Origin of the sequence: Bradyrhizobium sp. CCBAU 53421 (assembly GCF_015291625.1) — a bacterium.
In the GTDB taxonomy this organism is placed as follows: Bacteria; Pseudomonadota; Alphaproteobacteria; order Rhizobiales; family Xanthobacteraceae; genus Bradyrhizobium.
Genome location: NZ_CP030047.1, coordinates 5109595 through 5135698 on the forward strand (window position 1 = coordinate 5109595; position 26104 = coordinate 5135698).

General features: G+C 62.8%; 30 protein-coding genes and 1 tRNA gene. 14 read left to right on the forward strand and 17 right to left on the reverse strand.

The window, feature by feature from the left end:
- Window positions 1–2: 2 nt before the first annotated feature.
- Both XH92_RS24345 and XH92_RS24350 read right to left on the reverse strand, forming a co-directional pair.
- Window positions 3–797 carry an adenylate/guanylate cyclase domain-containing protein gene (locus XH92_RS24345; RefSeq protein ID WP_194454361.1) on the reverse strand — a complete coding sequence of 265 codons (795 nt, stop codon included), beginning with the start codon at window positions 795–797 and terminating at the stop codon, window positions 3–5.
- Window positions 798–899: 102 nt separating this feature from the next.
- Window positions 900–1940 carry a carbon-nitrogen hydrolase family protein gene (locus XH92_RS24350; protein ID WP_194454362.1) on the reverse strand — a complete coding sequence of 347 codons (1041 nt, stop codon included), beginning with the start codon at window positions 1938–1940 and terminating at the stop codon, window positions 900–902.
- Between the two features lie 160 nt (window positions 1941–2100).
- Here XH92_RS24350 and XH92_RS24355 point away from each other — a divergent pair, with 160 nt between their 5' ends.
- The 7 genes from XH92_RS24355 (at window position 2101) to XH92_RS24385 (ending at window position 7311) form a co-directional block, all read left to right on the forward strand.
- A complete protein-coding gene (locus XH92_RS24355) occupies window positions 2101–3051 on the forward strand; it encodes a LysR family transcriptional regulator (protein ID WP_194454363.1) in 951 nt (316 codons plus the stop codon).
- 75 nt (window positions 3052–3126) lie between these two features.
- Window positions 3127–3429: a DUF485 domain-containing protein gene (locus XH92_RS24360; RefSeq protein ID WP_194454364.1), complete on the forward strand. Its 303-nt coding sequence runs from the start codon at window positions 3127–3129 to the stop codon at window positions 3427–3429.
- 15 nt (window positions 3430–3444) lie between these two features.
- Window positions 3445–5028 (forward strand): cation acetate symporter, encoded by a 1584-nt coding sequence (locus XH92_RS24365; RefSeq protein ID WP_194454365.1) that lies wholly within the window; start codon window positions 3445–3447, stop codon window positions 5026–5028.
- Between the two features lie 921 nt (window positions 5029–5949).
- Window positions 5950–6405, forward strand: coding sequence for an Hsp20 family protein (locus tag XH92_RS24370; protein ID WP_194454366.1), 456 nt, complete (start codon window positions 5950–5952; stop codon window positions 6403–6405).
- Window positions 6406–6477: 72 nt separating this feature from the next.
- The gene (locus XH92_RS24375) at window positions 6478–6801 is read left to right on the forward strand and encodes a hypothetical protein (RefSeq protein ID WP_194454367.1); all 324 of its coding nucleotides are present in this window, start codon (window positions 6478–6480) and stop codon (window positions 6799–6801) included.
- 10 nt (window positions 6802–6811) lie between these two features.
- Window positions 6812–7132 (forward strand): hypothetical protein, encoded by a 321-nt coding sequence (locus XH92_RS24380; protein ID WP_371817807.1) that lies wholly within the window; start codon window positions 6812–6814, stop codon window positions 7130–7132.
- Window positions 7129–7311, forward strand: a complete 183-nt coding sequence (locus XH92_RS24385) for a hypothetical protein (RefSeq protein ID WP_194454368.1) — start codon at window positions 7129–7131, stop codon at window positions 7309–7311. The genes XH92_RS24380 and XH92_RS24385 overlap by 4 nt, the downstream gene beginning before the upstream one ends.
- A 54-nt stretch (window positions 7312–7365) precedes the next feature.
- On the opposite strand, the gene glmU is transcribed toward XH92_RS24385, so the two are convergent.
- Window positions 7366–8724 carry a bifunctional UDP-N-acetylglucosamine diphosphorylase/glucosamine-1-phosphate N-acetyltransferase GlmU gene (gene glmU, locus XH92_RS24390; RefSeq protein ID WP_194454369.1) on the reverse strand — a complete coding sequence of 453 codons (1359 nt, stop codon included), beginning with the start codon at window positions 8722–8724 and terminating at the stop codon, window positions 7366–7368.
- Window positions 8725–8907: 183 nt separating this feature from the next.
- On the opposite strand from glmU, the gene XH92_RS24395 reads away from it, so the two are divergent.
- Complete coding sequence (locus XH92_RS24395) at window positions 8908–10272, forward strand: hypothetical protein (RefSeq protein ID WP_194454370.1); 1365 nt, start codon at window positions 8908–8910, stop codon at window positions 10270–10272.
- Window positions 10273–10368: 96 nt separating this feature from the next.
- On the forward strand, window positions 10369–10749 hold the full coding sequence (locus XH92_RS24400; protein ID WP_194454371.1) for a hypothetical protein: 381 nt from the start codon (window positions 10369–10371) through the stop codon (window positions 10747–10749).
- Here the strand turns inward: XH92_RS24400 and XH92_RS24405 are convergent.
- Entirely contained in the window at window positions 10709–12337 is a 1629-nt protein-coding gene (locus tag XH92_RS24405) for a beta-(1-6) glucans synthase (protein ID WP_194454372.1), read from the reverse strand. The genes XH92_RS24400 and XH92_RS24405 overlap by 41 nt on opposite strands.
- A gap of 244 nt (window positions 12338–12581) precedes the next feature.
- Here XH92_RS24405 and XH92_RS24410 point away from each other — a divergent pair, with 244 nt between their 5' ends.
- The 3 genes from XH92_RS24410 to XH92_RS24420 all read left to right on the forward strand — a co-directional run bounded on the left by XH92_RS24410 (window position 12582) and on the right by XH92_RS24420 (window position 16508).
- Window positions 12582–13190, forward strand: a complete 609-nt coding sequence (locus tag XH92_RS24410; RefSeq protein WP_194454373.1) for a beta-1-3, beta-1-6-glucan biosynthesis protein — start codon at window positions 12582–12584, stop codon at window positions 13188–13190.
- A gap of 193 nt (window positions 13191–13383) precedes the next feature.
- Entirely contained in the window at window positions 13384–16251 is a 2868-nt protein-coding gene (locus XH92_RS24415; protein ID WP_194454374.1) for a glycosyltransferase, read from the forward strand.
- Window positions 16252–16432: 181 nt separating this feature from the next.
- Window positions 16433–16508, forward strand: a tRNA-Lys gene (locus XH92_RS24420).
- A 433-nt stretch (window positions 16509–16941) separates the two neighbouring features.
- On the opposite strand, the gene XH92_RS24425 is transcribed toward XH92_RS24420, so the two are convergent.
- A complete protein-coding gene (locus XH92_RS24425; protein WP_194454375.1) occupies window positions 16942–17328 on the reverse strand; it encodes a hypothetical protein in 387 nt (128 codons plus the stop codon).
- 379 nt (window positions 17329–17707) lie between these two features.
- On the opposite strand from XH92_RS24425, the gene XH92_RS24430 reads away from it, so the two are divergent.
- Both XH92_RS24430 and XH92_RS24435 read left to right on the forward strand, forming a co-directional pair.
- The gene (locus XH92_RS24430; RefSeq protein WP_194454376.1) at window positions 17708–18046 is read left to right on the forward strand and encodes a hypothetical protein; all 339 of its coding nucleotides are present in this window, start codon (window positions 17708–17710) and stop codon (window positions 18044–18046) included.
- 1 nt (window position 18047) lies between these two features.
- The gene (locus tag XH92_RS24435; protein WP_194454377.1) at window positions 18048–18770 is read left to right on the forward strand and encodes a hypothetical protein; all 723 of its coding nucleotides are present in this window, start codon (window positions 18048–18050) and stop codon (window positions 18768–18770) included.
- Here XH92_RS24435 and XH92_RS24440 read toward each other — a convergent pair.
- The 12 genes from XH92_RS24440 to XH92_RS24495 all read right to left on the reverse strand — a co-directional run bounded on the left by XH92_RS24440 (window position 18761) and on the right by XH92_RS24495 (window position 26041).
- Complete coding sequence (locus tag XH92_RS24440; RefSeq protein ID WP_194454378.1) at window positions 18761–19669, reverse strand: glycosyltransferase family 9 protein; 909 nt, start codon at window positions 19667–19669, stop codon at window positions 18761–18763. The genes XH92_RS24435 and XH92_RS24440 overlap by 10 nt on opposite strands.
- A complete protein-coding gene (locus tag XH92_RS24445; protein ID WP_194454379.1) occupies window positions 19669–21243 on the reverse strand; it encodes a hypothetical protein in 1575 nt (524 codons plus the stop codon). Before XH92_RS24445 ends, XH92_RS24440 begins: the two co-directional genes overlap by 1 nt.
- A complete protein-coding gene (locus tag XH92_RS24450; protein WP_194454380.1) occupies window positions 21240–21455 on the reverse strand; it encodes a hypothetical protein in 216 nt (71 codons plus the stop codon). The genes XH92_RS24445 and XH92_RS24450 overlap by 4 nt, the downstream gene beginning before the upstream one ends.
- Complete coding sequence (locus tag XH92_RS24455; protein WP_194454381.1) at window positions 21433–21840, reverse strand: hypothetical protein; 408 nt, start codon at window positions 21838–21840, stop codon at window positions 21433–21435. Before XH92_RS24455 ends, XH92_RS24450 begins: the two co-directional genes overlap by 23 nt.
- Window positions 21837–22097, reverse strand: a complete 261-nt coding sequence (locus XH92_RS24460) for a hypothetical protein (RefSeq protein WP_194454382.1) — start codon at window positions 22095–22097, stop codon at window positions 21837–21839. The genes XH92_RS24455 and XH92_RS24460 overlap by 4 nt, the downstream gene beginning before the upstream one ends.
- Window positions 22094–23266 carry a hypothetical protein gene (locus XH92_RS24465; protein WP_194454383.1) on the reverse strand — a complete coding sequence of 391 codons (1173 nt, stop codon included), beginning with the start codon at window positions 23264–23266 and terminating at the stop codon, window positions 22094–22096. The genes XH92_RS24460 and XH92_RS24465 overlap by 4 nt, the downstream gene beginning before the upstream one ends.
- The gene (locus tag XH92_RS24470) at window positions 23266–23589 is read right to left on the reverse strand and encodes a hypothetical protein (protein WP_194454384.1); all 324 of its coding nucleotides are present in this window, start codon (window positions 23587–23589) and stop codon (window positions 23266–23268) included. The genes XH92_RS24465 and XH92_RS24470 overlap by 1 nt, the downstream gene beginning before the upstream one ends.
- Window positions 23589–24563, reverse strand: a complete 975-nt coding sequence (locus XH92_RS24475; RefSeq protein ID WP_194454385.1) for a tail fiber protein — start codon at window positions 24561–24563, stop codon at window positions 23589–23591. Before XH92_RS24475 ends, XH92_RS24470 begins: the two co-directional genes overlap by 1 nt.
- On the reverse strand, window positions 24560–24931 hold the full coding sequence (locus tag XH92_RS24480) for a hypothetical protein (RefSeq protein ID WP_194454386.1): 372 nt from the start codon (window positions 24929–24931) through the stop codon (window positions 24560–24562). Before XH92_RS24480 ends, XH92_RS24475 begins: the two co-directional genes overlap by 4 nt.
- Window positions 24924–25076: a hypothetical protein gene (locus tag XH92_RS24485; protein ID WP_194454387.1), complete on the reverse strand. Its 153-nt coding sequence runs from the start codon at window positions 25074–25076 to the stop codon at window positions 24924–24926. Before XH92_RS24485 ends, XH92_RS24480 begins: the two co-directional genes overlap by 8 nt.
- A 122-nt stretch (window positions 25077–25198) precedes the next feature.
- Window positions 25199–25480 (reverse strand): hypothetical protein, encoded by a 282-nt coding sequence (locus XH92_RS24490; protein ID WP_194454388.1) that lies wholly within the window; start codon window positions 25478–25480, stop codon window positions 25199–25201.
- A gap of 165 nt (window positions 25481–25645) precedes the next feature.
- Window positions 25646–26041, reverse strand: a complete 396-nt coding sequence (locus tag XH92_RS24495; RefSeq protein ID WP_194454389.1) for a DUF5681 domain-containing protein — start codon at window positions 26039–26041, stop codon at window positions 25646–25648.
- Window positions 26042–26104 lie beyond the last annotated feature (63 nt).

Below are 26104 nucleotides of genomic sequence, written 5' to 3' on the forward strand. Positions count from 1 at the left end.
CCCTATTGTTCCACCCGGTAGAGCCGCCAGCGCTCCGGCACGCCCTTGAGCTGGTGCGCGCCGCGATCCTTGAAACGGATTTCGGACTCCAGCATCAGATTCCTGACCGCGCTCGAGACCAGGACCTCGCCAGCCCGCGCTTTCGCAGCGACGCGGGCGCCGATATGAAACGCAAGACCGATCACCTCCGCGCCGCTCACCTTGTATTCGCCGGCGTGCAATCCCACCCGGATCTCGAGCCCCAGCGTGCGCACGGCATCGCGGATCGCGGTCGCGCAGCGAACCCCGGAAACCGGCACACCGAACGTCGCCAGCACGCCGTCCCCCGTCGTCACGACTTCCTTGCCGCGCAGCGCCTTCAGCTCGCGGCGGACGGCGGCGTAATAGTGATTCATCACCGTCGCCCAGCGCGCGTCGCCGAGCCGCGCGGCTTTTTCGGTGGAACGAACGATATCGACATAGAGGATCGTGGCGAGCGCCTGCTTGAGCTCCGAGCCTCGATCGGCGGTCCGGCGCCGGTTCGCGATATTTCCCGTCAGCGGTTCATAGCGATGGCTGCGCCGCCGCGCGATGGCGGCCTTGGTGTAGTCCTGGGCGCGCTGCACCGTGCGGCAGCGAATGGTTTTTTCCTGCGGTGGAAACGTCCAGTAGACCTTGCGCCCGGCTCCGGCGCCCTGCACCTCCACGGCGCCCCATTTCAGGAACACCGTCGAGCCCGTCCGCCGAATGCACCAGGCTTTCGACGTGTATCCCGACACGTTCGACTGATGCACTCCGATGCGAAGGAATTTGGGCATGAGCGTCCGGCCGATCGAACGAGCGCTTTAGGGGCTTACCTAGGGTAAACCGTAGCCAGACATTCCCGCGTTGGCAACAGGACCGGTGAGCAGCCAACCAAATCAGCGATCTGCGATGTCTGCCTCGACGGACAGAATTGCTTCGTCCTGTGCTTTCGCAATTTGCAATTCTTCATCGCGAAAGCGTGCCGGGGTCAGCCGGCGGCGGTCGACCGTCATGCCGAAGATGTCGAAGCGGTTGTAGTAGCCGACCACGTCGTGAAACTGTTTCGGCTCGACGCAGCGATTGAGATCGATCTCCGCATAGGCGATCCCTTCCTGGTCCTGCAATTCATCGCCAAACACGCCCCCCGTCGGATCGACGAAGAAGCTCGCCGCACGTGGCGTCTGGTCGATCACGTCGGCGATGGTTCTGTCGCGTTCAATGAGGAAGGCCCGCATCGGCTGGTCCATGTAGCCGGCGGTGACGATCCCGAATACCTTGGCTTCGAAGCAGTGGGCGCTGGCCCGGATGCGGTTGGCGGCGACGTTGTCGAAATTGCCGCCGCCTGCCGGGCGCCGTGTTGGCCACATCGGCGGCCAGCTCGAGATGTGCACCTGTTCGCCCTGCGCCATCAGCGCGAAGCGGGCCAGTGGATTGGTGTTCTCGCCGCAAATCAACCCGCCGATCCGGCCCTGCCGTGTGTCCGCGACCTTGAGGCCCGCACCGTCGCCCGACGACCACACCAGCTTCTCATAGAAGGTCGGCACCAGCTTGCGGTGATGGACCAGGATTTCTCCGGTCTCGCCGATCAACAGGTTCGAGTTCCACAGCCCGCCGACGCTGACGGCCGAGCGTTCGCTGATGCCGATCGAGACGGTCACGCCGAGGCCGCGCGCCTCGGCGCAAAGCCGCGCCACTTCCGGTCCGTCCACCAGCACCGACTGCTCCGCCATGCGCACGAACAGGTCGTGATTGTCGATCGGAGGCCACAGCGCGGCCCACACCGGAAAGGCGGGAATGTAGGTTTCGGGAAATGCGATCAGCTCGGCGCCGGCCCTGGCCGCCTCGCGCATGATGGCGATCGCCTTTTCGGTGGTCGCCCGGCTGTCGAGGAAAACGGGCGCGGCGTGGACGGCGGCAGCCTTGAAACGAGGGAGCATGACAAAAATTCCGGCTAGGATCAGAAGGCCGAAGCGGTATCATCCTCGCCTTCCCGGCATGCATCGGAATTGTCGCAAGGTCGGTTGCGAGAGATCGGAGCCGCCGCGCGTTGGAACGGGAATTGCTTTGCTGAGAGGGGCCGCAATCCGGAGGCAGGTCATGTTCGATACGATCAACTGGGACGATCTGCGGGTCTTTCTCTGCGCCGCGCGCGCCGGGAATTTGAGCCAAACGGCAAAGCGGCTGCGGCTGGACCATTCCACCGTGAGCCGGCGGATCGCCCAGATGGAGGCTTCCCTCGGGATCGCGGTGTTCGAACGCCACCGCACCGGGCTCAAGCTCAACGAAGTCGGCGAACGCCTGTTGCGCCATGCCGAGCGGGTCGAGAGCGCGGTGATCGCCATCCGAGAGGAGGCCAGCGCCAGCGACACCCAGGGCCTCGTCGGAACCGTGCGGCTCGCCACCATGGAAGGGATTGCCTCGCTCTATCTCGCGCAACGCTTTGCGAAACTCCGTCACACCGCGCCACAACTCACCGTCGAGCTCGTCACTTCAGCGCAGACGGTCTATGTCCACAAGCGCGAAGCCGATCTGTTCGTGTCCTTCTTCCGGCCCCCCGGTCCGGGCCTGATCTCCGAGCGCATCGGCAAGTTTCGGCTGGGGCTATTCGCCAGCCAGAGCTATCTCGACCATCACGGCATGCCTGTAAGCCTTCGCGACCTCGCCGATCACTGGTTCGTCTCCTATATCGGGGACCTGATCCAGGTCGACTCGGTGCGCTGGCTCGCCGACGTCATCGAGGAGCCGAAGATCGCGTTTCACTCCAACAGCATGATCGCGCAGATGAACGCGGCAGCCGGCGGCCTCGGCATCGTGATGCTGCCGAGCTTTGCGACCAACGACCGGCCCGACCTGATCCCCGTGCTGCCCGCCCTCGCCGGCACCGTTCGCGAGGTCTGGCTCAATGTCCACAGCGACCTGCAATTCGCCCCGCGCATCCGCGCCGTCCGCGCGTTTCTGAAGAATACCCTGAAGCAGGACCCCGACATGCAGGTCTCGCTGGCCGACGGCGTGCCGCAGCCGCGCACGGCAGATTGCAAAAATCCATAGTTCCCTTCCACCGGAGCCCGGCTGAAGCTTGTCCGATTGGCGCAACGCGGGGGCGAAGTTTTGAGGGGGCCGAACATGAAGGTGGGTATTCCTGGCAACGTGGATCCGGCGCCGAACGTTGGCGCATTGGCCAAGAATCTGGCCAAGAAGCGGCTGACAGTCGCGCTCGTGCTCAGTGCGGCGATGATCGTGATCTATTTCGGCTTCATGGGGTTGTTCGCGTTCGACAAACCGCTGCTCGGCACCGTCCTGATGCCCGGCCTGTCGCTCTGCATCGTGCTCGGCCCGCTCGTCATCATCTCTTCCTTCGCGCTCTGCCTGGTCTACGTGCTGTGGGCGAACCGGGTGTTCGACGCCGGCATCCGCAAGCTTCGCTAAGGGGGGCAAGGAAAGATGGGCAGCAGCACGCTTTCGATCGGGTTCTTCTTCGCCTTCATGGCATTGACGCTGGCGATTACCTATTGGGCCGCACGGCGCACGCGCACCACCGAGCACTTCTTTGCCGCCGGCGGCCAGGTCACGCCATGGCAGAACGGCTGGGCGCTCGCAGGTGACTTCCTGAGCGCCGCCGCCCTGCTCGGCATTGCCGGCATCGTCACCTCGAATGGTTTCGACGGCATGGTCTATTCGATCGGGTGGCTGGTCGGCTGGCCGATCATTCTGTTCCTGATCGTCGAGCCGCTGCGCAACGTCGGCCGCTTCACTTTCGCCGACGTCGTGGCATATCGGCTGCGCCAGCGCCCGGTGCGCCTCGCCGGCGCGGTCGGAACGCTCGCCGTCATCCTGTTCTACCTGATCGCCCAGATGGTCGCGACGGGATCGCTGATCAAGCTGCTGTTCGGCCTGCCCTACACCTGGTCGGTCGTCGTGGTCGGCAGCGTCATGCTGGTCTATGTGCTGTTCGGCGGCATGTTGGCGACGACCTGGGTGCAGGTGGTGAAGGCTGCTCTGCTGATGGGCGGCGGCATCCTGCTCGCCTTCCTCGTGCTGACCCATTTCGACATGAACCCGCTCAAGCTGTTCGCCGCCGCATCCGAGAAATATGGCACGAAGGTCCTGCAGCCGGGATCGAAGGTCGTCTCGGGCCAATGGGATGCCATCTCGCTCGGGCTCGGCCTGATGTTCGGGACCGCCGCGATGCCGCATGTGCTGATGCGGGCCTATACGGTGAAGGATGCCAAGGCCGCGCGGCTATCGATCCTGTATGCCACCGGCCTGATCGGCGTGTTTCATCTCATGGTGTTCATCATCGGCTTCGGCGCCATGGTGCTGGTCGGCGCCGACGCGGTGGCCAAGGCCGGAGGCGGCGGCAACATGGCTGCGCCCCTGCTGGCGCTCGCCGTCGGCGGTAACGCCTTCTTCGGCTTCATCTGCGCGGTCGCGTTCGCGACGATGCTCGCCGTGGTCGCGGGGCTGACGCTGTCGGGCGTCGCCACGCTCTGCCACGACGTCTGGACCAACGTGATCCGCAACGGCACCGCTTCCGAGGCCGAGCAGCTCAAGGTCGCACGCGTTGCGACCGTCATGATCTCGATCTTCGCCATCATTCTCGGCATCGCGTTCGAGGGCCAGAACGTCGCCTTCATGGCAGGCCTTGCATTCTCGATCGCCTGCGCCGCCAATTTCCCCTCGCTCGTGCTTGCCATCACCTGGCGCCACTTCACGACGCCCGCCGCCGTGGCGAGCATCCTCGTCGGCACGCTGAGCTCGCTGGTGCTGATCTATCTGTCGCCGACCATCCAGGTCGACATCCTCGGCAAACCGCTGGCCGCGATCGAGCATCAATGGTGGTTCGTGTCGCTGCGCAATCCAGCGATCATCAGCATGCCGCTGTCGTTCGCGGTCGCGATCCTGCTGTCGCTGGTCACGCGCGAGAAAAACGCCAATCTCGCCTTTGACGAGATGCAGCAGCGCATCCTGTTCGGACCGGTCCAGCCGAACGCGAGCGAGCAGGCCCAGGCGAAGAATGCAGCCTGAACGGCATCAGCCGGTCAATCGCGCTGTGGGGTCTCAACGGCCCTCGCGCCTCCAGACCTCCAAGGTTGCCGGGGCCGCTTTTCACAGTCGTTCGTGACGCCGACGACGCTGGAACTTTTCTCTCCTCCGAGCTTTTATATTCCCGCTTTTGGGGCAGCCAACGTCAGCTTTGGAGAGAGGAGTCATGAAGCGACGCCGTCGGATTAAACAGATTTTCCCCCTTGAAGAACGCCTTGCCAGAGAAGCGCAAGAGCTACGGCAACGGGCTAAGAACATTCCCCCAAGCCGTGAGCGTGAGAAGCTATTGAGGAAGGCGCGGCAGGAAGAGACCGCTGCTCGTTTGACGGAATGGCTGATGTCGTCAGGCCCACGGGTGCCTATCTAGGACGGAACGACATTCCGGCGAACCACCGCCATGTCGATGGGGTGGAAGCTGCCTTTGTCTGCGCTGCCGCGGTGTCCTTTTTGACCCTGATCGCAAGTGTGGCCTGGCTGCTGGTTCGGTGAAATCCCGCTTCATGTGATTTCAGCTGCAAAGTCGGCCAATTGTTGCTGCGCTTTGTGAGGGGCCGCTTGCGAACGATGCGGAGCCTGTCACGGATGGCCGGCTCCGTATGCCTTGGCTTTTGAACCATCTCTCGCCGTGTCGGACCCCTCCCTCGCTGTCGCATCAATACCCGCGACTCGTCCTCGATGGGCAACGGCTGCCAACCCGTCCGGCACCCAGCAGTCGCTCCTCGCAACGACTGACGAAGCCGAAAATTTCTTCGCGCACTTCTTGATTTCGAAAACCCGTTTTCTATTTTTTTCCCGCTAGGCCCCAACGGGCCAGTTCCTGGGCGCCAGTGGGGCTCAGGCGAGACGGGCACCGGTCGTGTCCGGTGCCGTTCATATCCATCTTGCTCTATGGAGGATTTGGCTATGCGCACGTACGACTTCTCTCCCCTGTTCCGGTCAGCCATCGGCTTTGATCGGCTCTTTGACCTCGCTGAAACAGTCCAGCGGGCCGGCGAGGACAATTATCCCCCCTACAACATCGAACGGCTCTCGGAAGACCGCTACCAGATCGCGCTCGCGGTCGCCGGCTTCGCTCCTGACGAGATCTCGGTGACGGCGGAGCAGAACGTTCTGACCATCGAAGGCACCAAGGTCGAAAAGGCTGAACGCGAATATATCTATCAGGGCATCTCGACGCGTCGCTTCAAGCGACAATTCAGTCTGGCCGATCATGTCGAGGTCAAGAATGCGGCATTCGACAACGGGCTACTCAGGATCGATCTCGCGCGGGAAGTGCCGGAAGCCATGAAGCCGAGGCGAATTGCGATCAATGCAATTCCAGGCAAGGCAACGCGCCAATTGGAAGGCGTGGCGGCCTAACGACGCGCAAAGCCGCGCTCCGCTGGGGCGCGGCTCCTCGTTTCCGATTTCGTCTCAAGAATGGAGGCACCGATGCGGCCGACGACCGCACCTGTCGACAATGTCCTTGCATTTCGCCTGCCGGCAGGAGGCAGGCCAAAATACGAACATCCGCGCGATCTGCTGCGCGACCCCGGTCTGACGACGGCGGCGAAGAGAAGCCTTCTGGCATCCTGGGCTTCGGATGCGTGCGCCGTTCCATCCAATCCCGCCCTGCGTGCGCCTCCAGAACTCAAATCGCCCGTTCCAATCAGCGATATTCTGGACGCGCTGCGCGCCCTCGACGATCCGCGCGAACCGCCGGGAGGAAAGCCGGCCCGGCTGCACTCCACCGAACGCCATACGGCTGCTGCATAGGAGCGAGTCCATGACCGACATCAGACTGCCGAAACAAGTCATCGACAGGATCGAAGGTCGCTGGTGGTCAAGATTCAACAAGGATCGGCAGCGAGCTTCAGATCAGATTGATGAGCGTCTCGAACGGTTGCGCTCGCATCGCAACAATATTGCCCGGTACAGGCGGCTGCTCAAGACCGAGCTTTCCGACCTGGAACGTGACTTCATCAACCGACGTCTTTCCGAAGAGACGATTGCAATGCAGAGATTGACCGCCGACATACCGCCTCTCGTCGTTGACCAACCAGCGAACGACGAAATTGTCGGGCGGTCGGGAGAGGCCCAGCCATGACCGAGCTGCAGCGTCTGCTGATACGTGGGAGCGAAAAGGTCATAAGCCATTATCAATTCCTGCTCGATACCGCGAAATCAGAACACGAGCGCGAGCTATTCAAGCGAAGAATCGAGAAAGAACGTCAGATGCTGAACGATCTGCTTCAAGGCTCGGATCCGTCTGCGCGTGCCGCCTGACGAAGCCGCGACAACCTATCGTGGAGGCAGGCCGGGAATCACGTCGGGAGAAGATCACTTCCCCTTCGCGGCCTTCGCCTTCAGCTTCGCCGCGCGGTAGCGTGCGGCGCCGCCTTCACGGATCGATTGTTCACTACGCTCAATGGCCATCGCGTCGTCGGGGACGTCCTTGGTGATGACCGAGCCCGAGCCGATATAGGCGCCCTTGCCGATCGTCACCGGCGCGACCAGCGACGTGTTGGTGCCGACGAAGGCGCCCTCGCCGATCAGCGTCTTGTGCTTGAGGAAGCCGTCATAGTTGCAGGTGATCGTGCCGGCGCCGAGATTGGAATTGGCGCCGACATGGGCGTCGCCGACATAGGAGAGATGGTTGACCTTGACGCCGGCCTCGAGCGTCGCGGCCTTGGTCTCGACGAAATTGCCGATCCGCGCGCCGTCGCCGAGCGAGGTGCCGGGCCGCAGCCGTGCATAGGGGCCGACCGACACCTTCTTGCCGATCCGGGCTTCGACGATGTGCGAGAAGGAGTGGATCACGGCGCCGTCGTCGATCGAAACGCCCGGTCCGATCACCACGAACGGCTCGATCACGACGTCCTTGCCGAATTTGGTGTCGGCCGCGAGATAGACGGTCTCCGGCGCGATCAGGGTTACGCCGGAATCGAGCGCCTGCTTGCGCAGCCGCGCCTGCATCACGGCCTCGGCCTCGGCGAGCTGCGCCTTGGTGTTGATGCCGCGCACTTCGTCTTCGCTGGTCTCGATCACGACGGCCTCCAGTCCGAGTTCCCTGACAATGCCGACGGCATCGGTCAGATAATATTCGCCCTTGGCGTTGGCATTGCCGATCTTCTCGATGATCGCGAGCGCCCTCCTGCCGTCGAACGCCATCACGCCGGCATTGCACAGCGTGATCTTGCGCTCCTCAGGGCTGGCGTCGGCCTGCTCGCGGATCGCAACCGGTCTGCCGTTCTCGGTCACCAGCCGGCCGTAGCCGGTCGGGTCGGCGGCCTGGAAGCCGAGCGCCGCAAGGGCGGCGCCCTCGCGCAGCGGCGCGCGCATCCGCGCAAAGGTCTCGGCCGAGATCAGCGGCGTGTCGCCGAACGCGATCAGCAGATCATCGGCGCCGCGGGCGATCGCCTCGCGCGCCGCCAGCACCGCATGCGCGGTGCCGAGGCGCTCGCGCTGCACGAAGGTCTGCGCATCGGGCCGCACCCGGCGCGCCTCGGCGGCCACCGCCTCATGGTCGGGGCCGATCACGACCGCGAGCTGCGATCCCTCGCCGGAGGCGGCAGCATTGAGCACATGCGCCAGCAGCGCCTGCCCGGCGACCGGGTGCAGCACCTTCGGTAGCGACGAGCGCATCCGCGTGCCCTCACCGGCCGCAAGCACCACTGTCAGGCTCGTTCGCGCAGTCATTCGCAATCCCCGGTATCGCGCGCAGTTCGCAGCGCAAGGCTTTCTTGGAGGCCGTCTTTAATTGTTTTCCCCGGCAGAAGAAACCGATTCGCCGCTCAGGGCCTCCGGATTCAAGTTCCCGGTCCATTTCCTGTTAATCTTTGCCTCGTGATTCGGCGGGCCTTGAGGAGGGCTAAGCGGGCTTTGGCCAAAGATCGCGACAATCTGGCGGCGGATTTCGACACCGAGAGCACCTCCGGCTTTTTGGCCGAGGAGGATGCTTTCGATCGCCGCATGCTGTGGCGGCTTGGCTCGTGGGGCGTGGCTGCGGTCGGCGCCGTCACCATCGCCGTGATGGCCAACCAGTCGGCGCTCTCACTGCGGCGTGACCAGGTCGCCGCGTCCGATATCGCACGCCAGGCCCAGCAGCTGCAAACGCTGGCGAAGGAGAGCCACAACGAGACGCGCCGGCTGGCATCCGCGATCGATACGCTGAACGGCGACCGCGACCGGCTGTATTCGCGCGTCACCACGCTGGAACAGGGCCTCGACTCCGTGACCGGCACGATCGCGAAACAGCCGGCGGCGGCGGTACCGGCACCACCATCAACCTCGGCAGCGGCGATCGCGATGCCGCCCGCTTCAGCCAGTTCGCCGCCCACTGTGGCAGCACCAGCCGTTGCCGCCGTCCCAACGACGCCGCCAGCCGCTTTGGAGAAGCCGGTCGCGGCCGACAAGATGCCCGCATCCGTCGACAGCAAGGCGCAGGCGCCGGTCGAGAAGCCGGGCGCTGCGGCCGAGAAGCCCGTGGCAGTCGAGAAGAAGCCGCCGCCCGCTGCGAGCAGGCCGCAGGCTGCCGCGGAGAAGCCGCCGGCGCCCGAGGGTTCGCCGCCGGTTTTGGCATCCGCCCCATCGGTTGCCAGTCCGATGAGCGCCGCCGCGGCGGCCAATGCCGAGGACACAAAAGCGGCCGCGGACAAGCCGCTGATGGCATCGCTCGATCCTGCGCCGAACAAGGCAGCCGAAGCGGCCAGACCGCCGACCGCCAAGGATGTCAGCGCCGCACCGATCCCGCCGCTGGTGATCACACCGGATCCGGACGCCGAAGCTGACGACGATGCGCCGAAGGCGCTGATCCAGCGCACCGAGTTCGGCGTCGATCTTGGCACCGCAAATTCGGTCAACGGGCTGCGTGCGCTGTGGCGCGGCCTCCTGAAGTCGAAGGCCAACGCGCCGCTCGCGGCGCTGCGGCCGATCATCGTCATCAAGGAGAACAGCAACGGGCTCGGCATGCAGCTCCGCCTGGTGGCCGGACCGCTGAACGACGCCGGGACCGCCGCCAAGATCTGCGCCGGACTCAGCCTGGTGCAGCGGACCTGCGAGACGGCGATTTATGATGGCCAGCGGCTGGCGCTGAACGAGCCGCCCGCCGCAGCCAGGCCGGCCTTGCCGCACCGGCGCGCCGTGCCGAAGCGCACCACCATCGCCCCGCCGCCACAGCCTGTCGCCGAGGAAAAGAAGCCGGAGCCGACGACAATCTCCTCGATGTTCCGGCGAAACGGCCAATAGTCATGTCCGGCAAGGTATTGCAGCCAAATTCTCAACCGATTTCGCTGCTTCTCGCCGAGCCTTGTCCCAGACCCCGTTCCCGACCATAGTGCCGCGATGACAAAACCTCCGTTCCGCCTCTCCCCCTATCAGGTCCAGTTCCTGATGGTCGTGGGCTTCGTCACCGTCGGTTACGCGCTTTACGTGCGGTATCTCGCGATCGAATTCTCGCCCGTTGCACTGGCCTGCGACGCCGGCATGCAGACCATGCTGTGCAAGGCGCGCGCGCTGTCGACCGTACTGTTCAAGAACTCGGTGTTCGGGATCACCGCCCTGGTGATCGCGGTGCTGAACCTGACGCGGCCGTCGATCGTGCTGCTGACCGTCGGCCTGATCGCTGCGGGGCTCGGGATCGTGCTCTACAACGTCGTGCTGTCGGGGCTTGCGATCGGCCTGTTCATCCTGGGTTTTGCGCGGCCCGCGCCCGCCACAGCGTAGCGGCGAGCAAGAGGTACATCACGCAGGTCCAGTCCGACTGCCAGTTGATCGTGCCCTCGTTGAACATCGTGTAGAGCGCGGCGATCACGAGCAGGCCGGCGAATACGGATTCCGCGAGCGGCCGGAGGCCTTCCTTCGGGCGGTTGAGCATGGTCAGCAGCGCGAACGGCACCACCGCCATGGTGAGTGAGGCATAGGGGAAATCGCGGTAGCGCGGATCGAAGGTGAAGCCGAGCGCGGTTTCGGCTGCGATCACCGTGGTGATGACCAGCACGATCGCCAGCAGCGCGCCGATCGCGCCCTTGCCGCGATAGTCGCGCGGCCCGACCAGCTCCAGGAAGGTCGGCAGCGAGCGCCCGGCGATCAGCGCATGCGCGGTCAGCAGCGGCGAGGCGATCGCGGCGGCGAGCAGCGCGCCCCAATGCAGCCAGCCGCTGACGCCATAGCTCTCGTAGTACATCTTGTCACCGGCGATCCCGAGCAGCGCCCCGGCCGTCGTCGCCGAAATGGCGACCGCGATCCAGGCCGACGGCCGCGGCGTCCACGGCCTTCGGCGCAGCGTCAGCCAGGCCGCGAGGAAGGTGGCGACGGACAGCGCCATGCCGCCCACCATCTGCAGCTTCCAGTCCGGATAGTTGCTGATGGCAACGCCGGGCGGATACTTCACCTCCCGTTTGATCGAATCGAACAGGCCCCAATTGCCGCCGACGGTGCCCTCCAGCATGCGCTTCCAGGGCTGGTCATAGGCCTCGATCAGGTTGACCCGAAAGCCCTCGCGCTTGGCGAGGTCGAGGATCTCGGACACCACCCGCGCCTGGTTGGTGCGCGACGGCAACGCGCCCTCCCGCATCCGTCCCTGGCTCGGCCAGCCGGTCTCGCCGATCAGGATCTCCTTGCCCGGGAAGGTCACCGCCATCCGCTTGCGGATATCGTCGACATGCGCCGCGGCGTACTTGGCCTTGACCGGCACGTCCTCCCAATACGGCAGGATGTGGATGGTGACGAAATCGACCGCGTCATAGATCTCGCGGTTCTTCACCCAGTATTCCCAGACGTCGGCATAGGTGACCGGGAGATTGCCCGCTGCAGCCTTCACCGCGCGGATGTTGCCGGCAAGATCGGCGGCGGTCATCTCGCCGCGCAGCAGCACCTCGTTGCCGACGATCAGCGAGGTGACGACGCCAGGATATTCCTTGGCGAGCCGGACCGCGATCGCGATCTGCTGCAGATTCTTGAAGCGGTTGCTGCTGAGCCAGATGCCCTGCATCACCTTCAGCCCGACCTTGGCGGCAACGCCGGGCACCTGGTCGAGACCGTTCTCGATCGAATAGGTCCGCACGCAATCGGTGACCTTGGCGAGATCGGCGAGGTCCTGCTCAATCTGCTCGACCGGAACCTGCGTGGTCGGATCAAGCGGCGTCTGGGCGCCGCGGAACGGCGTGTAGGACACGCATTGCAGTTTTGCTGCAGGATCAATCGGCGCGCGCGCGAGGGTAATCGGCGTGGCGAGCCACCACCACACGGATGCAATCACGGCGAGCGAGATCAGGAGAAGCGCCAGCGGCGTACGAAGCGAAATCGGTTCCATCCTCCGGGGGACCGTCGAATTAGCCGGTCACGGCCCGTCTGCCAAGTCCAGGAATCGGTCAATACCATGGTTGTCCTGCGACAGTTTTGCGCTGGATCGATAAAGTTGTGAGTTTGCTGGACAAAATACCAAATTCCGGTCATGGGATTCCGCCAGAGTCTCCGCCGCACTGGAGACCTATTTGGACGGCATCACGCCAGCCGTTAGGATGATCCCGCGGGGGCAGGAACATATCGGGGAATGCATGCGTCGACGGCTGCTTGAGTTGAAGAACACTGCTTTGCGCCACCTTGCCGTAACGGGCCTTGTCACCGCGCTTGCGCTCCTGAACGGAGCCGGCGGCGCATTCGCCCAGAGCGGCACGCCCAATCCGCCCGACCAGGCCAAGCAGCAGCCCGGTCAGCCCGACGCCAACGCAAATGCCGCGCGCGAGGCCAACCAGCGCAAGGTCGAGGAATTCGTCGAGGCCCAGCAGGCCATCAACGGCCCGGCCGGCAACCCCGAATGCGTCTGGCTCGGTCGCCGCGTGGTCCGCCTGATGTGGAACGACGACCTCGATACCGCCTTCCGCCATCTCGATCTCTACGACCGGTTCGGCTGCCCCGGCGGCCACGTCCAGGCCGCCTTCCGCTGCCTGACCCGGTTCGGCGCCCAGATCGACAGCAAGGTGAGCGGCAGCCTCGACGGCCGCATTCACGCCTGCTGGATCAACCCGGGTGCCCAGCCGCAGGCCGCCGCAGCCGCCGCGCCCAGCCCGGCGCCGTCGACGGCCGGCAATGCCGCACCTGCGCCGGCAGCATCGCCCTCGCCTGCGCCGACCCCGTCGGCGTCACCCGCGCCGGCGTCGAAATAGCCGCATCTATTGATCGGACCCGGCCGCGATTTTTTTCGCGGCTGGAACGGCTTGCGCCCTTAAAACGCCATTGCGGCATACCAGTTGTTAAATCGGATGGCGGAGATATCTTTGCCTCCGCCGCCATGTTGGTCGAACCCAGGGGACGGGTTCGCTTAGTCCTCAATCTCAGGCCCCGTATGGTTTAACCGCGATGCGCGCCGTCGTCGCCGTCCTGTTGCTTGTCACCGCCGCCCACGCCGCCCTGTGGGGTCTCTTCCAGGAGAAGCAGTCGGCGCCCGATTTCCGTGGCACGCTGCCGAGCCTGTCCTATACGCCGTTCGAGCCGAAGCACACCGTCGTCGATGGTGATGCCGACAAGGTACGCGCCGACCTGAGGAAACTCTCCACGCTAACGCGAGCAGTCCGTGGATACTCCTCGACCGAGGGCAACGAACTGGTGCCGCCGATTGCTGCCGAGTTCGGCATGAAGGTCATGATCGGCGTTTGGATTGGCACGGATGCCGACCGCAACAGTCGCGAACTTGCATCCGCTATCGATCTTGCCAAGAGCAACAGCAACGTCACGGGCATCGTGATCGGCAACGAAACCGTCTATCGTGGCGAGCAGATTCCAATCGAGAACCTCGGGCCGATACCAAAGCTCAAGCCAACCTCCGAAGAGAACGAGCGCTATACAGCCGAGTCTGCGCGCTTCCTTCACGAAGAAACCCCGCGCATCGATCAAGAAGAGGATGGACGACTTCAAGACGCCAAGGCGCAGCCCGAGGACAAGCGGGATGAAGCCGTCAAATGGGCGATTGCCGAAAACAACGTCCATCGGCTGATCAAGGTGATCCAGCGCGTCAAGAAGTCCGTCAGCGTTCCCGTCACGACAGGTGAAATCTGGAACATCTGGCGCGACCATCCGCAGCTCGCCAATTCGGCCGACTTCGTCGCCGCGCACGTGCTGCCGTACTGGGAAAACTTCACCGACAAGCAGGCGGTGGACCAGGCAGTCGACCGCTACAACCTGCTACGCGACTCGTTCCCCGGCAAGCGCATCCTGATCGCCGAATTCGGCTGGCCGAGCCAGGGCTACAATCTGCGCAGCGCCGAGCCAGGTCCGTTCCAGCAGGCCACGGTGCTACGCAACTTCGTCGCGCGAGCCGACGCCATCGGCATGGACTACAATATCGTCGAGGCCATCGATCAGCCCTGGAAATTCAACGAAGGCGGCGTCGGTCCCTATTGGGGCATCCTCAATGCCGACCGCGAGGCAAAATTCGCCTGGACCGGCCCGGTCACCGATCTGAACTACTGGAAGATCGCGCTGGTCGCCGTGCTGGTCGGCCTGTTCATGTCGCTGCCGATCCTGCGGCTGGACCAGCCGACCGTGATGCAGGCGCTGCTGCTGTCGGCCGCGGCCAACGGCGTCGGCGCCTGGGTTGCGACCGTGTTCTCGTACTGGACCACGCACTATTTCGTCTGGGGCTCGGCCTTCGCGCTCAGCCTCGGCCTGGTGCTGCTGGTTCCGCTGGTCCTGATCGCGATGGCGCGGATCGAGGAGATCGCGGCGGTGGCGTTCGGCCGCGGCCCGCGCCGGCTGATCGGCAAGAGCGCGCAGCTCGCGCCGGCCACGATGGGCGAGGACGTCAAGTTTCCGAAGGTCTCGATCCACATCCCGGCCTATTTCGAACCGGTCGAGATGCTGAAGCAGACGCTCGATGCGGTGTCGCGGCTCGACTATCCGAACTTCGAGTGCGTCTGCATCATCAACAACACGCCCGATCCCGACTTCTGGCGGCCGATCCAGGATCACTGCCGGCTGCTCGGCGAGCGCTTCAAGTTCATCAACGCCGAGAAGGTGCAAGGCTTCAAGGCCGGCGCGCTGCGGATCGCGATGGAGCGGACCGCGGCGGACGCCGAGATCATCGGCATCATCGACGCCGACTATGTCGTGCATCCGGACTGGCTGAAGGATCTGGTACCGGCCTTCGCCGATCCGCGCGTCGGCCTGGTGCAGGCGCCGCAGGAGCATCGCGACGGCGACCGCTCGCTGATGCACTACATCATGAACGGCGAATACGCCGGCTTCTTCGACATCGGCATGGTCCAGCGCAACGAGTTCAACGCCATCATCGTGCATGGCACGATGTGCCTGATCCGCCGCGCCGCGATGGACAAGGCCGGCGGTTGGTCCTCTGACACGATCTGCGAGGACACCGATCTCGGCCTCTCGATCCAGCAGCAGGGCTGGCTCACGCTCTACACCAATGTGCGTTACGGCGAAGGCTTGCTGCCCGACACCTATGAGGCCTTCAAGAAGCAGCGCCATCGCTGGGCCTATGGCGGCTTCCAGATCGTCAAGAAGCACTGGCGGCGCTTCCTGCCCGGCGCCAGCCGGCTGACGCCGGACCAGCGCCGCGAATTCTCGCTGGGCTGGCTCAACTGGCTAGGGGCCGAAAGCCTCGGCGTCGTGGTCGCGATCCTCAATCTGATCTGGGTGCCGATCGTCGCATTCGCCGACATCGCGATCCCCGACAAGATCCTTACCCTTCCGATCATCGCCTCCTTCATCGTCTCGCTGGCGCACTTCGTGGTGCTCTACCGGCTGCGGGTGAACATCAAGGCGGCCCAGATGCTGGGCGCCATGATCGCGGCGATGAGCGTGCAGTGGACGGTGTCGCGCGCGGTGGCGCAGGGCCTGATCACCGAGCATCTCGCATTCGCCCGCACATCGAAGGGCGGCCTGTCGCGGATGTCGATCGAATTCCAGGCGTTCTGGGAAGCGGTGATCGGCGTGCTGCTCCTGATCGGCGCCATCGTGCTTGTTGTGACCAACGGCTACAAGCAGGTGCGCGAGATCTACATCTTCGCCGGCGTGCTGGTGCTGCAAAGCCTGCCATTCCTCGCCGCGGTCTCCATCGCGATCCTGGAGAATTCGCGGATCAACGAGTTCGCGTTCTGGCGCAACAGCGCGATCCGCACCGCGGAACTGATCGGGCTCCGCCCGGTCAGCCTGCCCCCGGTCACCGCCCCGTCACAGCCCGTTGGTTCGGAAATCCGCCACGACAGCTGAGCTACTTCAAGAAACGGCCCTAAACACAGGCGTCGGAACGGCAAATCCGGCGTAGCGGTGCACAATTGACCGCCCCTCGGCTATTGACCCGATGGGCCCTGCCCCCTACACAGCGCGGGCTGGAGCATGATCCGAGGATGCTGGTTGACCGCCGACATCCGGATCCGATGTTCAGGTGAGTGAGCGCGTAGCTCAGGCGGTAGAGCACGTGACTTTTAATCATGGGGTCGAGGGTTCGAGTCCCTCCGCGCTCACCAAACAAAATCAAATACTTAGCAGCAATCTGGAACGGCTATTTAGAGGAAGCGTTTTCTCTCATTCCCTCGCCGATCCCTCATAATCGGGGGCGGCCGTGATTGCTCTCATGGTTTTCGGCATCATCGCGCTGGCGATCTTCACACCTTTTGTGGCCGCGGTCGCACTCATCGCAAAGGTCAACAGCTTCGGTGATCCGGGCTGAGCCGGTAAGTCTATGGCACAGCCGGTGGCACTACGTTTGAGGCTGGGGATTTCAGCGTCCCAGTTCAGGAAGAAAACGCCGCCGGGCGTATATTTGTGAGACCGGCGGCGTAATTTTTTGGGACGATCAAAACAGCATGGCGCTGCCGATCGTTGCTAGCTTGCGGCTGAGCAGGATCAGGTATCGCGCCAACCTGAGCCGGTAGCGCGTGAGCAATAGCCGGATCAGCATTACGCCATTGCCCCTTGCTGCCAGTCTTGGGTGCCGACCTGCTCCAGGAGCCCGTCAAGATCGGCGATGCCGCTGTCATTGTCGTCCTCGCGGTCGTCGGTGCCACCCTCCGCCCAACGGGTCTGGAGTGCGCCATCGAGGCTCCCGAGATCGGGCTCGTCGTCCTCAAAGCAGTCCTCGCGGTCGCAATCGTCCCATTCCCGCTCGGTCATCACGTATTCGTCGCTCGCATCGAGGAACGCGATCAACCGCTCGATTTCGGCGGATGCCTCTTTCCTGAGTCTGCGAAGGCGCTGGAGAGTCGTTTCCCACTCCCGCTGTTGGATAGCGAGGCCGGACAAAATTGCACCAGCGGACTCCGCTGGCCTTTCTGAGAGGGTTTGCATTTCGGTTCTCTGGATTACCGGCTTTCCACGGCCGGGTGCCAGTGGGCAGCACTGGCGCCGGGAGGGTGGAAACATGGCCAGAGACCATGCGCGACGGCCTTTCCCTTTCGGGTCTTGTATAGCCGTCGCTCTCCCGGCATAGTGGTGCCGTTCGCGCCGACGGCTAATCGGCACGTTCTTTTCGTTGGCGACGTTTGATCCCGGCAAGGATCGCCCTGCCAACGCTCTGGTGCCTACGCAGGCCGGCAAGCCTGTAGGCGGGAGTTTCCACGCTCCGTCTGGCATCACATCCGATTTGCGTTAAGAAATCCATCCCCTCCCTTAGGGGGATTGCGTTTGCCCGCGCCTTCCGGTTGAATCGTCGGCGGAGGGCTACCCAATGAATAATTCGAAACTGGCCGGCCGAACGCTCGGCGGGATGTTACTTGCTGCGATCAGTTTGTGCCTGACCGGGTGCGGCGTGGCGCGATCTGTTCAAGCGAACAATGCCTATGACGCTTCGCTGACAGCCTACAAGGATTGCTTAGCGCGGTCAGGCGCCGCGGGTTGCGAAGCGCAGAGGTTGGCGCTGGAGGCCGATAAAGATCACGTTGCGATGACCCGTGCCCCGGTCGTCATCGGTGGAGGCGGCGGTTCTTCCTACGTTGCACCCAGAGTCGACCCCGTTGTGTGCAACACCATGCGCACTGGGATCATGTCATCGACGACCTGCAATTAGCATGGCTAGCAATGATCTCATCGGCCCAGCCGTAGTCGCCGCGATCGTCTCCGGCATCGTCACTACCATCGGCTTTATCGTTTCGAACAAAACCGCGACCAAGCTGCACTCTGAGAAACTGAAATTCGACGAACGTCTTGCCGAAAAGAAATTCCAGTTCGACATCGATCTAGCAGAGCGGAAGTTTGAGTACGAAAAAGGACTGCACGACCACAAGCGGCGAATAGAATTCGGCGAAGAACTTCTCGCAGCGTTCTATAGAGCCAATGACGTCCTGATTGCTGTCCGCTCGCCGGCGGCATTTGGAAAGGAAGGCTCTTCACGCCCGCAGGAGGAGGACGACCCAAACATAGCCAGAAAGAAAGACACTTACTTCGTTCCATTAGAACGATTGAACAAGAACGGGGACTTCCTGTCGGACTTTTTCAGCAAGCGCTATCGTGCTCGCGCTATATTCCGGGACACACAGCTTGATCAGGCATTCCAGCTTCTGCATGAAGCAATCGTGGCAATCCAAGTTTCAGCCAGCATGTTGATGAATACTGTTAGCTCTCCTGGCCAGCGCGATTTTTCTTTTTGGGAAAAGCGTGAGGCTGACATCTGGGCCGGCTTTGACGAGGATCCAGTGGGGGCTAAGATTAAACAGGCGATCGAACTAGCTGACTCCACACTCGGAGCTGTACTGGAAGCGGCGGCACAGCCAAGCGTCGAGGCTCACGATTGAACAGGATCGGAAAGTAGACCGTCGAAATCGGCAAACATCCTATTCAATGGATCATCCCAATCACCGGGCCGCGACTGGCGATAGAGCGTCATCGAGCTGTACCACGGCGTGGCGTCCGCATCCCAAAACCAGGGCCACACTGACGTCGCATCGGACCGGAGCAAATTCCAGACAGGTTTGCCAAGCGCGCCAGCGAGATGGGCAAGCGCAGTATCGACCGTGATGACTAAATCCAACTGATCGACAATCCCGGCGGTGTCGGCGAAGTCGCTCACGCCAGCCATCGCATCGACAATCCCGAGCCCACGAAGATCATCGTTGTGCTCGAGCTGCAGAGATATCAGGTTGACGCCCGGCCGCGCCAGCGATGCCAACCTGCGAAGCGGGAGGGACTTCCGCTCGGCAAACTGCGGATTGCCTCCTCCCGAAGCCCAACAGATGCCGACGTTAAATCCGTTAGGAAGCGTCGCGGGCCGCGCTTCGGCAAATTCCGGCCCCAAGTACCTGTCTCTGCAGCCGCCTCCCGATAGGTACGCAATTTCCAACCCCCTGGCAGCCGCTAGCTCTCCTGAGAGTTGCTGGCCAGTGCCGCCCATCGTGAACATTGGCGCCGCGAGCAGCGCGCAAACATAGTCCGGTTTCCATGGCGGCGGATCGCACTGCAGGACTTCCACACACTCGTATGCTGCTGGACCGTATTGCCTGACCACGGCGTCAACGAATGCAAGGCTGCGAGCCAAACGAACGATTGGAGCGCGCACCGAGATGATCACTCGCGCACCCATGTCCTTAACGGGTTTGGCAAACCGCAGCGACAGGATCTCGTCTCCAAATCCCAGTTCGCTGTAAAGCAGGATGGTGCTGCCTCTTAATGGTTCACCGCGCCAAAGCGGGACCACTAGGCATACCCCTGCTCAGGATATTCGATCGGCCGGTTGAAGTTGCTGTTGCTCACCACGGGCGCCCCGTTCGGCTCTGAGAACGTCAACGCCACAGCATCCCCCTCGTCCGGGCTCGGCATGCCGCGTTTCTTCATCTCGTCCTTGCTCTCGAGCATCAGCCGGCCGTCGCTGGTGTACTTGTAGCCGGGCCCGGTCAGGTCAGACTGCAGGCTATCGCTGTCAGGTAGCGAGAAGTGAGAGCCCGACAGTGCGTCCTTTAGATTGGACCACATCTCCGCCCGGCGATTTGCTGGGCCGCCTGACGGCCTGCCGCTGTCGTCCAGCGGGGGCGGCTCGATCGGCTTCGAACCGAAGTTGACGCTGTTCAGGATGCCAGAGCCAAAGCTGCCGCCGTACCCCAGCTCCACCAGCCGGTCATAGATGCCGGCGCCGAGGCCGCCGACGTCGATATTGACCTTGGCCGGCTTCTCGTCCCGCATGATGCTGGCGACCCAGCCGGCGACCTGCATGGTGTCCAGGCCGTGCCGCTTTTCGATCCTCTCGATGCAGCTACCGCGGCGCCACGCTATCGCGGTGCTGTCCGCGCCGAACCGGGCTGGATCGACGCCCAGGATGAGCGGTCCAGTCCCTTTCGTCACCGCAGACTTGCGGGCGAGCAGCACCATGTCGTGCGGAATGAAGCTGTCGAACTGGGACGCCAAAAACGCCTCGTCGGGCGTCAGCGGATATTCGCGTTTGAAGTAATTGGCGTCACCCTTGTCGGCGATCTTGCAGCGGCGCCAATAGATTTGCTCGGCATCGAGACCATGCAGCTCGGCAAGCTGCTTCTCCTCGCTGGTCATCTCGAAATCGTCAGGCGCAGCCCTTCGATAAGTCGGATCTTCCGACCAGGGCAGGAACACCGCCTTGAAGCTGTTTTCGCCGGCCAATGCCTTGCACCAGAACTGGTGAAACTCATCACCGAACTGATTTCCGGTGGTCTCGATGATGATCTCCGTATCCGGTAGATCAGGCACGGTTTCCATCAACGCGGCCAGTTGCTCCTTGAGGTTCACCCAGAACGCAGCTTCCGACGCATGCAGCGCTTGCGCTGTTGACGATCGGCCAGCGCCATCCTCCGTCGCGACCGATACCAGGTAACCGGAATCGATGTTGGCGAACTTCAGCTCTTCAGCGTTCGAGGCACCCGTCGCAGGCCGCATGTCGTCCGGCATGTGATCATGGAAGCGCTTCACCAGATTGAACAGGTTGCGCGAGGCTGGTTTCTCATGCGCCACGATCGCCGTCAGGAAGCCCGGGTTGCGGATCGTTTTGTGATAGTAGCGACCCGCAACATAGGTGCTGACGCCTTCCTGGCGAGCCTTCAGCACGACGAGCCGCACCATGCCGGTCGTGGCGCGCTGCTCCTCGATGACACGGTGCAACTTCTTCTGAACCGGATTGAAAGCGAACGGCACCAACCCGCCCGCCTTCGGCCTGATCTTCAGATGGGTTTCCGCGAAATACTCGAGATCCCCATCAAGCCGCTCGAAGTGGTCGAGCGTCGCGCTGATCGTCTCCAGCGCGTTCATTCAGCACCATATAGCTCGGCTGTCTTGCCCATGACATGCATCGCCTGCGCACACGGACAGCCTCGCGCTCGAAGCTCAATATCTTGGCGAAGGTTCGGCGCTGGAATGTTTTCGAATTCCTTCCGAAGCTCCTCAACGTGCCGATCGATGATCTCGTCGCACTCTTTGCGAATCTGAATGATGCGCTCGTCAAGCTGCGTTTTGCTTGCCATCGGCTTTCAATGCCTCCAATTCCTGTTTTGCGCGGTCGCGATCCCCATGCGCGCGCCGTAGTTCCTTCGCTCGATCAGTCTCCCGTCGAGACAAGATCAATTGCAGATCGTAGGGAAGCTGATGAAAGCGTTCCTTCTCCTCGTTGGCCCAGGAGTGCGGTGGTTCGACGGGATGCACCGCAGCAAAGGCCTTCAACGCGACATCGGATCGGCCCGGCGGGGCATAGCCCAGCGCCTGGTGCTGCTCGTCGATCGCCGCGACCTCCGCGGACAACAAATCTGGCTTGAGGCCGCCTTGATCGCCGATGAAGGCAGCAACCGTGAGAGGCGCAGCTGGCAAAGGATGGTGCCCCATCAGCCGACACCAATTCTGAAAGCGTGTCATCGATCGTAACGCCTCAACGTCTCATGAATTTGACGAAGCCGGGCAACGTGCTGGCGACGCTCAGCACCATCGTGCGCCTCGTCGAGAGAAAGAGGCTGGTCGGCCGCTCCAGCGTCCTCCTGCCCGTACCTGTCGAGCACCAGGGAACGCTTCTCGTGATCGAGGGAAGCGAACCACTTTTCTTGCGCTTCCGGCGTCGGATCAACACCACGATTGATTCCGGATCGCCTGTTCTGCTCGAAATAGTCGTCGCTCATCTCTTGTTTGCCCTCATCGCGGAAAGCAGTGCAAAGGCGTCTTTTTCACTGCCAGACTTGCTCAGCCGTGTGCTCAGGGACGTGATGTCACTTTGCCGCGCCTCACCAGGAGCGCGAGCAACACCGGGACGCTGAACCGGAGGAAGATCGGGTTTGACGACAGCTTTCGGAGCGTTCCGAACTTGCTCCATCTGGGCTGCGTCAATCAGGGCGCGCTGCGCCCAAACGGGCAAGCGTGTCTGCGAAAGCGCCGCGAGGTCCTCGTTGGTCGCGCCAAGTCCCTGCAAATACGATCGGACGCCTTCCCCGGTCGTCCTATCAACGGCGCCATAACGCTGCGCATACGCGCGTTCCTGCTCGGCATTGTATGCACGGACAGCCTGCTGCTCGCGCTGTGCGGCTGCCTGGCGCTCGTTCTGCGCTGCAGCCATGAGCTGCCCGGTGTCACGATCAAGCTGCTGGATCTGCGCAAACCGCTGCGGGTTCTGCTGCTGGATTGCCGAGAGCACGCTAGCCGCATGGTTCGCATCCGTGACGCCGTTCAATTCCGGGATCAGCGCAAAGGTCACCTGCCGGGCAACCGCAAGAGCGCCGTCCAGCTGCTGCGCATACGCAGCGCGCACCTGCTCCGCCGCGGCCGTCGATTGCTGGATGTGCTCCGACAACAAGGCGTGCGCCGCTGGATGCTGCTCCAGCCACTGCACAGCCTGCGCCTGCGGATCGGCCGCCTCTGCTGCAGGATCGGTCGACGGGACATTGTCAGCCTTCGCGCTTTCCGGCGGCTTGTCGAATGCGTCAACACTGTCCAGCAGTTCAGCGTCGGCAACGGTCTGATCGAGCTCATCCTGATACTCGCGCCAGCCGCTCAGCGCATCTGCGGCGGATTCCACCGTCAGCGAGACCTTGGGCCCCTCATGCTCCGGATTTTCGAGATCGTCCCGGAAACCGGTTCGATCATCGTTGTAGAGCCCAATTTTCTCAGGCTCGGCTTCCTCATCCCGGCGATTGGACAACTCGTCCGCGGCCTGCTGCTCGTTGAGCTCTGCGGTCCCCTCGTCCCTTTTGAGTGGCACCCAGCCAGCATCGTGCTCGAGACCGACGACGCCGGTCAGCGGTTCAGCCGGCGCAAACTGTCCACTGTCATCGCGCGGAGCTTCAAGATCAGACATCAGCGTTTCTTACCGTTGGAGGCCATGATTTCAGGAAGCGTTGACTTCGCGATTTCATAGGGCGCCTCAACAACCGGCTCTTGCCGCCCCGTTCGGCCTGTGCCGACCACCATCCGCGGCCGAACAGTGGTGATCGCCTCCGCAGTGGTATCCAGGCCGGATGGATGCCGACCAGGCTTGAGGATCCGGTATCCAAGCAGCGCGATCTCGCGAAAAACCTCTCGGGCTTCAACGCCGTTGAGCGTGCGGAGCGGCGTGCGTGCCTGGAGATAGTCCAGAAAGCTGCGCCACTCCTCATCCGATTCCAAAAACCGATCGGCCATCAGATGATCCTCAGAATGTAGTTGCAGCAGATCGTCGGCTGCGCGAGGCCGAATGCCTCACTTGAACCGCCCTGCGCCGCACCAGTGAAGAATGCAGATGAAGCGGCATATTTTGTCGTGTCGTAGAGCGCCGGGCCGCTTCCCGCCGGAGTGAAGTTTGTTGCAGTAGCACCCGCTGCCACAGTGATACCCGCCGGCGTGACCGAGCCGGAAGGCGTGTAGGGCGGCAGGTTAGCGGTTGAGAGCGATCGAGAATCGGAGCCGTTGGCGAGACCCAACTGTGGAACGCCGAAATAGGTGGAAGTCAGGCGACCAGCCGCAACGCCACCCATGTTGTCAACGCCAGCAGCCACCCGTCCGCGCATGTCCGGCAAATTGAATGTGGTCGAACCATCGCCACCGCCATACGTCGTCCCCATCCCAGTAAACAATCCGGCATAGGTCGTGCGCGAGATCGCCTGCCCAACCGGGAATACAAATGAACTATTCGGGGCGGTGGTAAGCCAATAATCCATGCCCCCGCCAAGCGGAATATTGTACGGATTGCCAAACAGACCCTGCAGATAGAATGCACCGTCCGTGTTGTTGTAGAGAGCGATATATGGCGTCCCCTGGATCAGCGTTCCCGCCGGCAGCTCCACGCTCGGCGCCGAACGCAACGGCTTAGCCCCAAGGCCGTCCACATTCAGGGTGCAGGTCCCGGTCTGCGTCGTGTGCGGAGTAAACGCGATCATCTGTCCTGAAAGGCGGGCCAGGTTGTCAAACTGCTGGTTGGACGTGACCGTGTAGGCGCTCGAAGTGCCCGCCGTGACGATCGCGCCTGCAATGTCATCCCGCCACTTCGCAGTGCTCGCCATCAGCGCCCGAGCGCTGTCGTTCACAGATGAGGGGGCCTGTCCCTCAGCAAAGTTGATCGTCGGGTCGAAAGTGGCGTTATTGCCTGCCGTCTGGGACCACCATGCAACGCCGGTCATGCGTGCTCCTGCGACTTCGCTACCACCGGATAGGTCCGCACCACCCGCTCACCATCGACGCGCAGCGGAAGCTGTTTCAGGCGCCAGTGCAGAGCAGGATCAAACGGGATGGAGTCCTCGTTCTCGATAGGAAGCCACACCCCGCGGTCATCAGCGGTCGGCCGGTAGCTCATCACTGGGTGATCGCCGTGCATCAGCACGTCGCCGTCAACCACCAGCGCATACTGCGTTTCGGCCACCGGGAAACCATCAGCGGCCAGAGCGGAGTCCGCCAGCGAGCGCATCAGCATGCTCAGGTTCACGCCCCTGCGATCCGCAAGGGACTTCAGAAGATCCTGCCGGCTGTACTGGAAGCGAACTTCAGCCATTGCGGCGGCTCTCGCGCTCGATCTGCCGGGAGATATCGCGGTCTAGTTTGGGCTGCGGTGCAGGCTGGCCGCGGTTGATGTAGCTCTCGATGTCGCGGTTCTTGTCCTGCGGCGGCTTGGGTTGACGGTTGATACCATCGGTCATGCTGGTTTGCCTCTACGTGAGTTCGGTGACGGAAAGGGTTGCAGTGCTCGCGGTGACGCCAGCGACCTGCTGGCCGGGCGTGACGATGAACACCATGGGGATCTTGGCCGGCAGATAGGCCTTCACTGCCTCGGACCAACGTGGTTTGCCGTCGATCCGGCACCGCCGCCCACGGTGACGTATTGCGGCTGGCTACCTGCCGCCAGCGTCGCGTCGCACAGCACGGGCCTATGGCTGGTCATGGACCAGTTCCAGCCAGGCGGAACGATAAGATCGCCCACGACACTCGGAACTGCCATCGCAAGCGCCTGCGTGGAATAGGTGCCAACCAGAGAGGCGGGCCCCAGGTGCTGCCCATTCTGGACGACGCTTAACGGTCGATAGAGCTGGTAGTTCGTGGCCATCACTTCCTCCAAATCAGATGGAGCAAGTGTGGAGCGTTCGCGGTGCGACTACAAGACCCCGCGATATTAAATCACATGTTTTATCTGCTATATCAATGCGTTGCAAGAAAATGTAACGTATTCCCTCACATTTCCCTCAGATGTCGTGATTTGCATCTTCCAGCATCAGCCGTTGACGGGTTGAGCCAGCCGACCGCGCAGATCCTCCTCGATCCAGGCGAACACCATTTCAGGATCGAGACCAGTCGCGCAGGCAGCTCGGATCACCTCGACCAGGCGCCGCATGGTGCGCATCTCTTCGCTGTCCAGCGGACCATTTCGCTGCTCGATCGAGACCGCGATGTCTTTCGGGATGATGCTGAACAGCACCCGCAAGTAAGTGCTCGGATCGTCCTCTCTCACACGGGCCAGGGTCGTCTTGCCATGCGTCGTCCAGTCCGCCAGCGCATCAGCGCATGCAGCCTCGGAGAACTTGCTGCGGGCTCCCTGTGGCCTCCCGAGGGGGTTTCCTGACTGTCCCGGCTTCCAGGGTTTCAGTCCACTCTTTGGGTTCTGTTTCATCACAGCCAGTTCATCCTCTCCTAAATTCCCTCTGCCACACGTGCCACACCATAGGTTCGGCAA